We start from the raw sequence: 13,184 nt of genomic DNA, 5'->3' as shown, positions 1-13,184 counted from the left end.
TTTTTGTCTTTCTTTGTATAAAAGAATAACCATGAAACACCTTTACATTTTAGGGGCGGCATTTCTGCTGATGATAGCGCCGGCAATGGCACAAACAGCCTGGAGAATAGAGCCGGGACAATATATCGGGAATACAAAAATAGGCGCTACCGCGGATGATATGGCCGCTATGCTGGGCCCCGCAGATGGCGGCGATGCTGCTATGGGAAAGGCATGGAGCATCTGGTACAGTCACAAGAAAGATAAGAGTATCGATTCCACCAGGTACCTGGCTGTTTATTCCGTAAGGGAAGAAACAAGCGGTAAGGAAGCAATGGTAGTAAAGCAGGTCCGCGTGAACACATCTTCCTTTACAACGGAAAAAGGACTGAGGGTGGGCAGCGCTTATATCGAAGTGAAAAAACTATTTCCCGCTATCAAGATCGTGGCACAGTATCAGGATAAACTGAAAGGCAGGAAGATCACGTTGTACGATGTGCGTAAAGCAGGTATCGCATTTGAAATGACAACAGAGAAAGGTGGTAAGCAGTTATGTACCGCCATTACTGTACATCCCCAGGGAGAAGATATCAATACCTATATTCTCTTTCCTGGATATGAAGGCCTAAAAAAATTATAAGCTTAATATACCACCCTGTGCGTAGCCTTGATCACTGACATCACGAACACGCTTTCCATGTGACGGATATTATCCAGTTCGCCCAGTTTGTTTACGTTGAATTCATGATAGGCAAACATGTCTTTTACCTGCACCTTCAGCATGAAGTCAAACTGGCCGGAAATGTTGAGACATTCCATTACTTCAGGGAAAGAGGTGATCTCTTTGATAAATTTGGTACCGGCCTTTTTACCATGCTCTTTCAGGGAGATGTAGCATAATACAGTCAGGGCTTTATCAATCTTACTGGGATCAACAATGGCGGCATACTGCCTGATAACGCCTGCCTGTTCCATTTTACGGATACGTTCATAAACGGGAGTGGCACTCAGGTTCAGTTTTGCTGCCAGGTCGCGGATGGTCATCTTGGCATCTTCCTCCAGCAACTGGAGGATGGCGATATCCTTTTCATCCAGCGCAATGTTTTCAGTTGCGTTCTCTTTTTTGTTATTTCCCAGGTTATTCATATCAGTATAGAATAATGTTCCGTTTCAAAAGCAAAATTAAGTACAATATACTAATTTGCTTTAGTATTCCTTCAAAATTCATTATTATTTATGTGTCCGCAGTAGCTGCTGTAAATCTTCAAGGGTATTGATCTCTGTAGGCGGTTTATCTTTCCGCCAGCGGAGTATACGGGGAAAACGCAATGCCACGCCTGACTTATGCCTGTTGGAGGCTGCAATTCCTTCGAAGCCGATCTCAAATACCAGTTCCGGCTTCACGGTCCTGACGGGGCCAAATTTCTCCAGGGAATTTTTTTTCACCCAGTTATCCACTTCGTTGATTTCTTTATCTGTGAGACCGGAATAGGCCTTGGTAAATGATACCAGCTGGTCTCCATCCCTGACGGCGAAAGTATAGTCGGTATACAGATTAGAACGGCGTCCATGTCCTTTCTGGGCATAGATCATGACCGCATCAATGGTGAGCGGATCTATTTTCCATTTCCACCAGTCTCCGCGTTTACGACCTACCTGGTAAGTGGAATCCAGCTTTTTCAACATCAGTCCTTCGCTGCCTTTTTCCCTGGCCTGCAGGCGGAAACTGGCCAGTTGATCCCAGTCGTGGAAAGTAATGGCGGGCGACAGCCGAAGGGTAGGGTGATTGATCTGCTCCACCACCTTCTCCAAAAGTAATCGACGTTCCTGCAGCGCGGTTGTTCGTATATCCTGACTTTCCCACTCCAGCAGGTCATAACTGAGGAAGGCCACCGGGGCTTCCTGTAATTGTTTGCGCGTTACGTTCTTCCGTCCTATGCGGGTCTGCAGGGTCTGAAAGGGCAGGGGCGCTCCATCGGCAAAGGTGAGGATCTCTCCGTCCAGTACCGTGCCCTCCGGAAGCACATCCAGCAAGGGCTGGTATTCAGGAAACTTTTCGGTAATGAGTTCTTCACCGCGCGACCATACAAACAATTGTCCGTTACGTTTGATGATCTGTCCGCGGATACCGTCCCATTTCCATTCCGCCTGCCATTGTTCGGGTGCGCCCAGTTCAGCAGGATCGCTTTCTAAAGCATAAGCGAGGTAAAAAGGGAAAGGCTTGGATGCATCGGCTTCTGTGATGTTCTCGCTGAGCAGGGTTTCTATGGTGGTTTGCTGCGGGTCCCAGTTCCCACTGATCATATGGGAAACGGTAGCAGCGGGGATGTTGTAAGTACTGGCCAGGGCATTCACCATGGTTTGCTGGGATACGCCAATGCGGAAACCGCCGGTGATCAGTTTATTGAACACGAACCTTTCACTGGTATCCAGTTCTTCCCAGGCCCTGAGGATGAAGGTTTGTTTAGTGGCTTCGTCCGCGTTTTGAAGTTGTATAAGCTGTTCTATCCAATAATGCAAAGGATGGGCGGAGAGGCTCTTACCCGGGGGCAACAGGAGAGCGATGGTCTCTGCCAGGTCACCTACTGTATGATAGCACTCTTCGTATAACCAGGCCGGTAAACCCGTCATTTGCAGGCACCAGGTGCTAAGCTGGGTGGTATTGACGGTTCGTTTAGGACGCCGGCCGGTGAACAGCGCCAGCACCCAGAGGCGGTCACGAGCAGCTGCAACAGCCAGGTAGCGGCTCAGTGCATCCAGCTTCTCATTGGTCTTGGTACTGTTGCTCAGTATTTTTATGAGTGCGGCAAATTCTTTCATAACCGGGCGTTATTGGTCATTAGTAATGGTTTCTGGCATGCCTGCTTCTTCATCCATGTCACCGAATTCTGTTTTCACTTCCTGTGCCGGAATCCCGTTTTCTGTCAGGTAGCGGGCAAAAGCGCTGCTGAAGCCATGGGTCGTATACACCTTCTCAGCGCCCGTGGCTTTCACCGCCTGTAATAAGCCCGTCCAGTCGGCATGGTCTGACAGGGCAAAACCGGCGTCCGCATTACGGCGGCGCATATGTCCCCGCACCTGCATCCATCCACTGCACACGCCCAGGGCGTATGGATTGAAACGGCGCATCCAGGAGCTGTCTGCTGCGGACGGCGGACCGATGATCAGATTGTTCTTATAGGCAGATGCAGGCGTTTCCGGCGTAATACGATGGATCTCCGGGAGGTCCCAACCTTTTTCTCTCAGCAGCTGGTGAGGGATATAGATCGCCCCATGCGCCCAGATCTGCGGGGTGACGTCCCTCAGGTTATACAGCAGTCGCTGGGCCTTTCCCAGGCTGTAACCCAGCAGTACGCTGTGCTTACCTGCCGCCTGATTGTCCTTTATCCACTGCCGGATATTGCTGAAGATGACACCCTGTGGTTGCCAGTTGTAGATTGGAAGCCCAAAGGTGCATTCAGTAATGAATGTATTACAGGGAACTGGTTCAAACTGTCCTGAGATGCCGTCATTTTCCATTTTATAATCACCGCTCACCACCCATACTTCGTTTTCCTGTTGTATCCGCACCTGTGCCGACCCAATAATGTGCCCTGCCGGGTGCAGGGATATTGTGACGCCATTATAGCGGATATTTTCGCCGAAGGCGACGCCCTGTACGCTGATATCCTGACCAAGCCTTAACTGCAGGAGCGGAACGCTATCATGATGGCAGAGGTAATGTTTATTACCATACCGGGCATGGTCGGAATGGGCATGGGTAATGACAGCCCGTTCCACAGGTTGCCAGGGATCAATGTAAAAATCACCTGCCGGGCAGTAAATACCCTTGTCCGTAAACTGTAACACCTGCATATGAAAGCAAAGTATGCAATTTTCATGCGTAATGAGGGGTAGTTCTGATACTATTTTGATATTGCGGATGAAATCTTCAAAAAAAAATTATAAAATACCTTTAAATCAGCCATGAGTATGCTGTATGTCTGCCTTATATATGCTTTATACGTGCCTTTAAGTTGGACTTGAAATGGAATTAGCAGGTGGAAAGATGGAGAAATTTGTATTATGGCGCGAAGATTTGAGCTCTTTCGCTGACTATATAGTAAAGAGCAACAAAAAATATTATCTGCATTATACCCGGCCTTGAATCCTCAATTTAACCCCCTCTCAGCCATATTTAGGAGAATGGATGTCCCAGTAGTCGGGGGCATCCTTTTTTGGTGTACGGGACATTCTGCGTTGGTCCTGATGCAGGTTTACATCTTCAGCCCGGTAGTCGTGTTTAAAGTTTACAAAGTGTGTATTAATAGCCGGCTTGATATCGCTTTGATAACGCTCATTCTACGTTGATCCTACGTTCATGAACGTAAGATCAACGTAGAATGAGCGTTATCAAAGCGATATCAAAGCGAATTCAAATGCTCTGAAAAGGTAAACTTTCAGGACTAAGACAAGGTTCACGTGAGTTGTATACAAGTTGCATATGACCAGGATCTTCCTCCGTTCTTCTTCCGTTAAAAACGGAGGAAGAACGGAGGAAGATCCTGGTCATATGCAACTTGTATGCTGGTTAAACGGAGATACTGACTTTGTCATAGCAATCACGAAAGGCTCTTATAACGGGATAAGGGGCTTTTATGACGACATAAGTGGCCTTCGTATACATTGCTTTAAACCGCTTTGAATTCTTTCCTAACATTGCATTGTGAACAGCAAATGAATAGGGTGGGATGCTTCCAGGATGTGATTGGCGGCTGTTACAAAACCGCTTGGGATCTTTTATAACAAGACTATTGTCAATGGCAGCTGAGGGTGCGGGAAAGGGCTGCCGCCGGACGGAATGGGTAGAAAAACAAAGAGGGTGCCTTTGTAATTCGACACCCTCTTTGCGTTAAAGAAACAACAGTAATGTTTACTGGAAATTCATCCTCACATCGCTGCTATCGTTCTTTTGTATGATGTTGATGTTCTTATTCTCAAAGTAATCAGGCATAGTGGCGCCATCTTTCAGGTATACCGGCTGATAATTGAGATTGTTGAACACTTTTTTAGAAGGATCGTTCAGGCTACCGTTGAAGTAAACACCTTTATCAGTCAGCTGTTTTACGAAATACCAGGTCAGCTCAAATCCCTTGAAAGCCATATCTGACGGACGGGATTTGTAGATGCGCTTGAAATAATCCGTGATATAACGGCTGTAAGCGTTGGTCTTATCATTGAAGTAGGGAGAAGTGTAGTAGATCTGCATGTCCTTGAACTCAGGCTCTTTGAACTTCATGATATCCCAGGTAGGCATACCGTAAACCTGGATAGGATAGGTGCCGGTCTGCACGCTGAGTTTACGCAGGATGGCCTTTGCATTGGTCTCATCCAGGGCGGTAATGATACAGAGGTTAGGTCTGTCTGCCAGCATGAACTGGGACAATTCCCCATCTGTCATGGCATCATTCCAGATCACTTCGCGGATATGTGATTTCTTCGGATTCTGCATCTTTTCGTAGTCGGCCTTGAAATCGGCTGCGATGCGTTTCTCAAAGGCGCTGTTACGATGGAACAGCAGGATGTTCTTGGTAGCAAATGTTTCCTGCAGGTAACGTTGAAGTGCTTCTCCATGCGTCCTGAGCATGCTGTTGGTGATCAGCAGGAAAGGATTGGCCGTGATACCGCCATCATTTGGATAAGTGGCCGATACTAGGTTGACCTCTCTCCGACGGGCTACATTGCTGAGTTCCTGTATCTCAGGAGAGCTTACCGCAGCGATAATGAGATCTACGCTGTCCAGCAATTTACTCCTTGTCAGGTTATCGATGCTATTAGCCCTGGATTTGCTGTCATATACGTGTACATTGAGCTTTACACCTTGCTGTTGCAGGCTGTCGAGCGCCAGTTGGGCGCCTTCGTAAAAATCAAGGCCAGGCAATACATAACGGGGCAGGGTGCGGCCTGAAAGTTCTGTGCCATTTGTAAAAACGGAGTCAAGATAGAGTGGAGCAAAGAGTGCAACGTTGTAGGAGCTTTTTTTCAGTTCACGGGCAAATGCCGGTACGTTGAAAGGGGCTGCTTTTTCATCTTTCTTTTTGTCCTCGTTTTTCTTTTCTTCCTCTTTAGGCTTTGTGACAGTTGTTGGCGGAGCAGTGGTGCTGCTGCTGCTACTGCTTTTAAACAGCGAACAGGCAGACAGCAGAATGGTCAGTGCGCATGCAGTGACCATCAGACTGCATATTTTGGATTTACTCATAGCGATGATTAATTACAAAAATCGTTCCCAGGCGTTGAACAAGAAACGCTTAACACTGAGGTGCAAATATATAAAGTGCTCAGCGTTAAGCGTTTCTACTCATAGCTCAGGGAATTATTCCCATTCGATGGTAGCCGGTGGTTTGGAGCTGATATCGTATACCACACGATTAATACCTTTCACTTTATTGATAATATCGTTAGACATCTTAGCCAGGAATTCATGTGGCAGGTGTGCCCAGTCGGCAGTCATACCGTCAACCGAGGTTACTGCACGGAGGGCTACGGTGAATTCATAGGTCCTTTCGTCTCCCATTACCCCTACGCTCTGTACCGGCAGGAGGATGGTGCCAGCCTGCCATACTTTGTCGTACAGCTCCGCTTCGCGAAGTCCGTCGATATATACGGCGTCTGCTTCCTGCAGCATAGCAACTTTCTCAGGGGTGATCTCACCCAGGATGCGGATAGCCAGACCCGGACCAGGGAAAGGATGACGGCCCAGGAATATGTCGCTGATGCCTATTTCACGGCCTACGCGTCTTACCTCGTCTTTGAAGAGGAAACGCAGCGGCTCTACCAGTCCCATGTTCATCTTTTCAGGCAGACCGCCTACGTTGTGATGGGATTTGATTGTAACAGAAGGACCATTTACGGAAACGGATTCTATCACATCAGGGTAGATAGTACCCTGACCCAGGAAGGAGATATCTTTCAGCTGGTTGGCTTCCTGCTGGAATACCTCGATGAAGAGACGGCCAATGATCTTACGTTTTTTCTCAGGATCGCTTACGCCGTTCAGTTCTCCGTAGAAGAGATCTTTGGCGTTTACGCCTTTTACGTTCAGGCCCATGTGCTTGTAGGAATCCAGTACGGTTTCGAATTCGTTCTTACGGAGCAGGCCGTTATCCACGAATATGCAATACAGGTTGCTTCCTATCGCTTTGTGTATCAGTTCGGCTGCCACGGTAGAGTCAACACCACCGCTAAGCGCCATGATTACTTTTTTGTCGCCTACCTGTGCCTTGATCTTTTCGATGGTTTCCTGAACAAATGCTGCCGGCGTCCAGTCCTGTTTACATCCGCAGATGTGTACCAGGAAGTTGCGGAGCAGTTGTTTACCTTCCAGGGAGTGGGTCACTTCCGGGTGGAACTGCAGGCCCAGGATAGGGTGTTTGGCTACGGTTTCAGATTTGAAGGCCGCTACCGGGATGTTGTCAGTATGGGCGATGATCTCAAATCCTTCGGGCATACGCACGATGGTGTCTGAATGGCTCATCCATACCTGGCTGCGGGAAGAGATATCATACAGGAGCTTTTCTTCCTTGTTCTCATGGTCCATAAATGCACGGCCATATTCGCGGATGGAGCTTTTGGCTACTTCGCCGCCGAATACTTTTGCTGTGAGCTGGGCGCCATAGCAAACGCCGAGTACAGGAACTTTTGCCGCCATGGCAGCTATGTCAACGGTTGGTGCACCGGCATCGTTCACCGAGAACGGACTACCGGAGAGAATAATGCCTTTTACTGTATCATCCCATTGTACCGGCTGAAGACAAGGCTTGATTTCGCAATAAATGTTCAACTCCCTGATACTGCGTGCGATCAGCTGCGTATATTGAGAGCCAAAGTCTAGTATAAGTATCTTTTCTGTCATGGTGGTGCAAAGATAAAGGCCAAATATGAAATCCCAAGTTTGAAAATGGGAATAGTCTATAGATGATTGTTCTTATATTCGTAATATACATGTGTATAAATCGCCATTTTACAACCCAAACAAATATTACCCTTATGAAAAAGATCATTTGTTTTTCAGCTATTACTCTATTGCTTGTAACTCAATACAGTTGCGATGGCCAGCGCATCAACGGCAGCGGCAACGTGACTACAGAAACCCATACCGTGGGAGATTATGAGAAAGTAGTGCTGAAAGGAGCCATGGATATAGAATTCACTCAGGGACCGGCCCAACCGGCAGTGATCGAAGCCGAAGACAACATCATTCAATATGTGCGGCTGGAACTGCATGGAAGTGAGCTCGTAGTGGACCTGAAGGACCATATCTCGGTAAAGACAAGTAAGGGCATCAAGATAAAACTGACTGCTCCCGATGTAAACTTTCTGTCGCTCGCCGGCTCCGGTAACATACATATTACCAATACACTGCAGAATGCCGATGGGGTACGTCTGAAGCTTTCAGGCAGCGGTAATATTGACGGCGCAGTGAACAGCCCGGAAGTAGAGGCATCTTCAGCTGGCTCTGGTAATATTAAGCTGAGCGGTGAAACCAAAGACCTGGAAGTAAGCCTGGCAGGCAGCGGTAATTTTCAGGGCAGCGACCTGCATTCTGAAAATGCCCAGATCAGCATTGCCGGCAGTGGCAACGTAGACGTACATGCCAGTGTGAAGCTGGAAGCGAAGATCGCAGGCTCCGGCGATGTAAGATATAAAGGCACCCCGGAAGTAAGTTCCAAAATCGCCGGTTCAGGATCCGTGCGTAAGAGCTAAGATTCACCCTGCTCTGTATATATAATGTAATTCAGGATCGTTCATAAGCTACGTAAACAGACAATATATTATGGAGAAGCCATCGATGACCGCCGAAGAGGTGGCCAGCCAGTTGCGCAGGCCGGAAGGTGAAAATGGGTTAAGAGTGGGCACTGCGATGAATAAGTCGAATGCAGCTCTTTATAAGATGGTGCTGGGCCTCCTGGAGATAAAGCCCGGCGAGCGGATACTGGAAATAGGATTTGGGAACGGGCATTTCATTCCTGCGCTCTTTGAAAGAGGGACCCCAATCCGGTACACCGGCCTTGATATGTCTGAGACAATGGTAGCAGAAGCCATCCGGGAAAATCAGGCCCGCGTTGCAGATGGTAGCGTGGAACTGTACCTGGGCAGAACAGAGGAAATGCAATTTGCAGCAGGAGCCTTTACGAAGGTATTTGCGGTGAATGTGTTGTATTTCTGGGACGAACCTGCCCTGGCTCTCAATGCAATACATCGTGTATTGGATACCGGGGGAGAGTTGGTACTGGCTATCCGTTCCAGGGAAACCATGCAGCAATTGTCTTTCAGCTCTCATGGCTTTACCTTGTATAGTGCAGAAGAGGCTAAAGCATTGCTGGAAGCGAATGGATTCAGGGACATTGAGGTAAAGACCGGGATGGAGGCGCCCAGAATGTCAAGTGACGGCAGTACGATGGTGGAGTTAGAGAATATTTGTTTACGTGGAATAAAATTTTAAGTTCACTTTAACAGTTATGTTATTGTACAATACAGCATCTTTGTACCTGTTAAACAACTAATTAAGTCCTTTGGCCACGGTACTGCTGTAAACAAAATGCAGAGGATACGGCAGTACCTGGCTAAGGCACAAGATAGGAGTTGATGATGACGATTATTGATGCTGTTTATGTCGGGGGTAATTGCCTTACATCACAGTTAAGAGATAGAACGCCTGCGGAAAAGCAACCTACGCTTTCCCGCAGGCGTTACTTTTAGGTAGAACAAGTGATCTGTCAGGGATGAGAACAGGATATTCCCTGATATTTGAACAAGCGTTTACTAACGACCGTTATTCATATAACAAAAAAATATCTTTTGCCTAATATTGTTTTTCGTAAGTTTACGGCTTCAATATTGTTGAACCTCCTATTCCTTTTATGATTGAACGACCTAAGATCCTGGTTGTGTATTATACGCAAACGGGGCAACTGAAAAGAATCATCGATACAGTGCTTGGCCCTTTACAGGATAAAGCAACCATTGTATATGAAGAATTGAAACCATTGCAACCATTTGAGTTCCCATGGAAAAAACAGGTTTTTTATGATACAATGCCGGAAACGGTGTTAGGACGTCCAAGAGGTATTGAGCCACTAAAGGTGAATCCGGATGAGCATTTTGACCTTGTTATCCTGGCTTACCAACCCTGGTTCCTGTCTCCATCTCAACCTACGGCAGCATTTTTGCAGAGTGATATAGCAGGCCGCCTGCTGAAAGGCAAACCTGTTATCACGTTAATGGGGTGCCGCAATATGTGGCTGAATGCGCAGGAAAGAGTGAAAGAATATCTACAGAAGGCCGGAGCGAAACTGGTTGGCAATATTGTACTGAAAGACACGTCGCCGAACCTTGTGGCACTGATTACGGTATTGAGATGGCAGTTCAAAGGAAAGAAAGAAGCAACATCACTGTTACCGCCTGCAGGTGTACAGGAAAAGGATATAGTTGAATCGGTACGGTTTGCGGAACCGATAGGTAAAGCACTGGAAACCAGACAGTGGGATACATTACAACCAGCGTTGCTGGAATTGGGCGCCATTGACCTGTTACCTAATCTGATCCTGCTGGAAGGAAGAGGTATCAGGGCTTTCCGTTACTGGTCGAAATTCATCAGCGCCAAAGGAGGTCCGGGAGCACCGGAACGCCAGGGACGGGTAACGATGTACAGAGGATTGCTGCTGATCGGTATTTTTGTATTATCGCCTATAGCCAAAATAACATCTATTTTAAAGCTGGCGTTAAATAAAAAACAGCTCCAGGAGGACGTCGAGTACTATAAAGGCATACATCTGCGCTAAGCCCAGCCGTTGGTCATGTAATACTTATCGTGTAATTATTATCCGGGACAACATGTAATTGACTGTTTTACGGTAATATCCGTAGAGTATTCTATATTTACGGGCGTTTGTGTATTTCAAAAGGATGAAGAGGGGGCAAATCGGACATTTCATATAATAAGTAACGCGGGGGATGATTTGCCAGTATCAGAAGGATTGAGGAAGGGCCAACTGGACATTCATGTAACCAATGTAACATACGTAAATGGGAGATGACCTGTCTGAATGAAGGGCCGCGAGTTTGCACTGATAACATACCATTGTAAATCAATAGCCAGTCTTTAAAGGAGGATAGGCATCAACTTAAAAAAACAGGAATCTATTTCAAATGAAGGAAGTTTATATTACAAGGCTATCTAAGTTTTTGCCAAATGAGCCTGTAGGGAATGATGAAATGGAAAGCATTCTGGGCATGGTGGATGGAAAGCCCTCCCGCGCCCGACTGAGAATTCTGGGAAATAATAAGATCAAAACACGTTATTATTCACTGGATAAAGAAGGAAAATCAACTCATTCGAACGCTGAAATGACAGCCGCGGCTGTAAACAATCTGTTTGATGATAAATTCCCTATCAGCAAATTGCAGTTGCTGGCATGTGGTACAACTTCGCCCGATCAGCTGCTGCCTAACCATGCCGCTATGGTGCATGGCTTGCTGAAATGCCAGCCGGTAGAATTAATAGCAGCCACAGGCGCCTGTGCTGCAGGTATGCAGGCATTCAAATATGCCTGGATGTCCATTAAATGCGGTAATACCAGCAATGCGGTAAGTACTGGTTCTGAGAAATTCTCCAGCTGGATGCTGGCGGAGAAATTCCAGCCCGAAACCGATAACCTGAAACAACTGGAAGATAATCCGATCATCGCTTTTGAAAAAGATTTCCTCCGCTGGATGCTCTCTGATGGCGCCAGTGCAGCCCTGTTCCAGGATAAACCTAATGAAACAGGTCTTTCCCTGCGCGTAGACTGGGTGGAAATAGCCTCCTATGCGCACGAACTGGAAACCTGTATGTATGCCGGTTCCATCAAGAATGAAGATGGCTCCACCAAAGGCTGGATAGATATGACGCCGGAAGAGTGGGCACAGCATAGCGTATTCTCCTTCAAGCAGGATACCCGCCTGCTGGGTAAGAACATTGTTCCGTCCGGTGCAAAAATGTGGAAGGAGCTGGTAGAGCGTCATAACATCGACCTCGATAAACTGGATTATTTCCTGCCACACTTGTCTTCTGAGTTCTTCCGTTTTAAAATAGATGAAGAGATCACCCGCCTGGGAGTACCTATTCCACAGGAAAAATGGTTTACCAACCTGACCAAAGTAGGTAACGTGGGTACAGCATCTCCTTATTTTATGCTGGAAGAGCTGATGAATAATAATATGCTGAAAAAAGGACAGACTATCGTAATGATGGTGCCTGAGAGTGCAAGATTCTCATATGCTTATGCACATATTACGGTAGTGTAAGATAAATTATCTGGTCAGAGATCGGGATTGAATGAGCGGATTGAATGTGAGGGATTAACAAAACGCGGATACAACCTCGTTAGGGGGGCGTGTTTGTAGCCCCGGATTGCAAACCCGGGAATGCCGTTAAACGTTTAACATGGTATATGTGGTGAACCATGGGCAAAATATGTGTTACAAACATGGCGTACGTTCGTTGCGGTCCCGGAACGAACGTAGGACCCGGGGTTGAAACCCCGCGCTACAAAAACAGACTCCTGCGGAGTCAGTTTTTCCGGTCGCCAGCGTGTTGTAAACAGGTTAATTCCCAATGGAGTTGGTTGAGTTTGATATCAGGACATCCGACGTTAATTCCTGATCCTTAAATAATTAAGAGGGGGCGAAGGCTCCTTTCTTTTTTGGTATATGATATATAATATAAATGTAAATTTGGCTCAAACATAGTACACATGAAAAAAGAGGAAGTTCCCCAGGATGGTGACAACATGCATGAAGGTACTTTCAAACAGTTGTTTTATGCCACCGACAATGCGGGTCAGTACGTACCGGTAACCAGTGTAGGCTGGGAGCCTGAGAATGTAGCGATGAAGCAGGCGTGGGAAGAGATCAATGAACGTGTGGAAAAAGCCAGGGCGCAGGTGGTGGCCGGTGAAGTCAGTCCGGTAGTATACTACATGGAAAAGACTATCATGGATCTGCCGTTGCTGGCCAGTTATGTAGGTAAGTTTCAGTGGCAGGTAAAACGCCATATGAAACCAGCCGTTTTTAATAAGCTGAGCGATAATATGTTGCGCAAGTATGCGGCAGCATTCAAGGTCAGTGTACAGGAATTGAAAAATATCAAATAATCAAGTGTAGACAGATCCTGCAGGACCAATCCT

The 13,184-nt window shown here is 46.9% G+C and carries 12 protein-coding genes; 7 read left to right on the top strand and 5 right to left on the bottom strand.

Features of this window, described 5'->3' with window-relative positions; genetic code table 11:
- The first annotated feature begins 31 nt into the window (after positions 1–31).
- Positions 32–619, top strand: coding sequence for a hypothetical protein (locus F3I09_RS02150; RefSeq protein WP_149693390.1), 588 nt, complete (start codon positions 32–34; stop codon positions 617–619).
- Between the two features lie 2 nt (positions 620–621).
- Here the strand turns inward: F3I09_RS02150 and F3I09_RS02145 are convergent, their stop codons facing one another.
- From F3I09_RS02145 to F3I09_RS02135, 3 genes are all read right to left on the bottom strand, one after another.
- A complete protein-coding gene (locus F3I09_RS02145) occupies positions 622–1,125 on the bottom strand; it encodes an Lrp/AsnC family transcriptional regulator (protein WP_149693389.1) in 504 nt (167 codons plus the stop codon).
- Between the two features lie 84 nt (positions 1,126–1,209).
- Complete coding sequence (locus F3I09_RS02140) at positions 1,210–2,799, bottom strand: ATP-dependent DNA ligase (protein WP_149693388.1); 1,590 nt, start codon at positions 2,797–2,799, stop codon at positions 1,210–1,212.
- 9 nt (positions 2,800–2,808) lie between these two features.
- The gene (locus tag F3I09_RS02135; protein ID WP_149693387.1) at positions 2,809–3,834 is read right to left on the bottom strand and encodes a ligase-associated DNA damage response exonuclease; all 1,026 of its coding nucleotides are present in this window, start codon (positions 3,832–3,834) and stop codon (positions 2,809–2,811) included.
- A gap of 628 nt (positions 3,835–4,462) precedes the next feature.
- On the opposite strand from F3I09_RS02135, the gene F3I09_RS02130 reads away from it, so the two are divergent.
- Positions 4,463–4,663 carry a hypothetical protein gene (locus F3I09_RS02130; RefSeq protein ID WP_149693386.1) on the top strand — a complete coding sequence of 67 codons (201 nt, stop codon included), beginning with the start codon at positions 4,463–4,465 and terminating at the stop codon, positions 4,661–4,663.
- A gap of 228 nt (positions 4,664–4,891) precedes the next feature.
- Here the strand turns inward: F3I09_RS02130 and F3I09_RS02125 are convergent, their stop codons facing one another.
- Positions 4,892–6,217 (bottom strand): ABC transporter substrate-binding protein, encoded by a 1,326-nt coding sequence (locus tag F3I09_RS02125; protein ID WP_149693385.1) that lies wholly within the window; start codon positions 6,215–6,217, stop codon positions 4,892–4,894.
- A 114-nt stretch (positions 6,218–6,331) separates the two neighbouring features.
- The gene (gene guaA / locus F3I09_RS02120) at positions 6,332–7,870 is read right to left on the bottom strand and encodes a glutamine-hydrolyzing GMP synthase (protein WP_149693384.1); all 1,539 of its coding nucleotides are present in this window, start codon (positions 7,868–7,870) and stop codon (positions 6,332–6,334) included.
- 134 nt (positions 7,871–8,004) lie between these two features.
- On the opposite strand from guaA, the gene F3I09_RS02115 reads away from it, so the two are divergent.
- The 5 genes from F3I09_RS02115 (at position 8,005) to F3I09_RS02095 (ending at position 13,151) form a co-directional block, all read left to right on the top strand.
- The gene (locus F3I09_RS02115) at positions 8,005–8,721 is read left to right on the top strand and encodes a head GIN domain-containing protein (protein WP_188133646.1); all 717 of its coding nucleotides are present in this window, start codon (positions 8,005–8,007) and stop codon (positions 8,719–8,721) included.
- 70 nt (positions 8,722–8,791) lie between these two features.
- A complete protein-coding gene (locus F3I09_RS02110) occupies positions 8,792–9,460 on the top strand; it encodes a class I SAM-dependent methyltransferase (RefSeq protein WP_149693382.1) in 669 nt (222 codons plus the stop codon).
- Between the two features lie 418 nt (positions 9,461–9,878).
- Positions 9,879–10,799, top strand: coding sequence for a dialkylrecorsinol condensing enzyme (locus F3I09_RS02105; protein ID WP_149693381.1), 921 nt, complete (start codon positions 9,879–9,881; stop codon positions 10,797–10,799).
- Between the two features lie 367 nt (positions 10,800–11,166).
- The gene (locus F3I09_RS02100) at positions 11,167–12,303 is read left to right on the top strand and encodes a beta-ketoacyl-ACP synthase III (protein WP_149693380.1); all 1,137 of its coding nucleotides are present in this window, start codon (positions 11,167–11,169) and stop codon (positions 12,301–12,303) included.
- Between the two features lie 449 nt (positions 12,304–12,752).
- Complete coding sequence (locus F3I09_RS02095) at positions 12,753–13,151, top strand: hypothetical protein (RefSeq protein ID WP_149693379.1); 399 nt, start codon at positions 12,753–12,755, stop codon at positions 13,149–13,151.
- Positions 13,152–13,184 lie beyond the last annotated feature (33 nt).

Origin of the sequence: Chitinophaga sp. CF418 (assembly GCF_900142925.1) — a bacterium.
Lineage (GTDB): Bacteria > Bacteroidota > Bacteroidia > Chitinophagales > Chitinophagaceae > Chitinophaga.
The sequence above is the reverse complement of the archived record's forward strand: the minus strand, read 5'-3'. Positions and strand labels throughout refer to the sequence as shown.

What these genes read in the sequence shown, in the direction of transcription:
- F3I09_RS02115 (WP_188133646.1), top strand. Translation starts at nt 8,005, where the DNA reads ATGAAAAAGATCATTTGTTTTTCAGCTATTACTCTATTGCTTGTAACT.
- guaA (WP_149693384.1), bottom strand. Translation starts at nt 7,870, where the DNA reads ATGACAGAAAAGATACTTATACTAGACTTTGGCTCTCAATATACGCAG.
- F3I09_RS02150 (WP_149693390.1), top strand. Translation starts at nt 32, where the DNA reads ATGAAACACCTTTACATTTTAGGGGCGGCATTTCTGCTGATGATAGCG.
- F3I09_RS02105 (WP_149693381.1), top strand. Translation starts at nt 9,879, where the DNA reads ATGATTGAACGACCTAAGATCCTGGTTGTGTATTATACGCAAACGGGG.
- F3I09_RS02140 (WP_149693388.1), bottom strand. Translation starts at nt 2,799, where the DNA reads ATGAAAGAATTTGCCGCACTCATAAAAATACTGAGCAACAGTACCAAG.
- F3I09_RS02125 (WP_149693385.1), bottom strand. Translation starts at nt 6,217, where the DNA reads ATGAGTAAATCCAAAATATGCAGTCTGATGGTCACTGCATGCGCACTG.
- F3I09_RS02145 (WP_149693389.1), bottom strand. Translation starts at nt 1,125, where the DNA reads ATGAATAACCTGGGAAATAACAAAAAAGAGAACGCAACTGAAAACATT.
- F3I09_RS02135 (WP_149693387.1), bottom strand. Translation starts at nt 3,834, where the DNA reads ATGCAGGTGTTACAGTTTACGGACAAGGGTATTTACTGCCCGGCAGGT.
- F3I09_RS02100 (WP_149693380.1), top strand. Translation starts at nt 11,167, where the DNA reads ATGAAGGAAGTTTATATTACAAGGCTATCTAAGTTTTTGCCAAATGAG.
- F3I09_RS02130 (WP_149693386.1), top strand. Translation starts at nt 4,463, where the DNA reads ATGACCAGGATCTTCCTCCGTTCTTCTTCCGTTAAAAACGGAGGAAGA.
- F3I09_RS02110 (WP_149693382.1), top strand. Translation starts at nt 8,792, where the DNA reads ATGGAGAAGCCATCGATGACCGCCGAAGAGGTGGCCAGCCAGTTGCGC.
- F3I09_RS02095 (WP_149693379.1), top strand. Translation starts at nt 12,753, where the DNA reads ATGAAAAAAGAGGAAGTTCCCCAGGATGGTGACAACATGCATGAAGGT.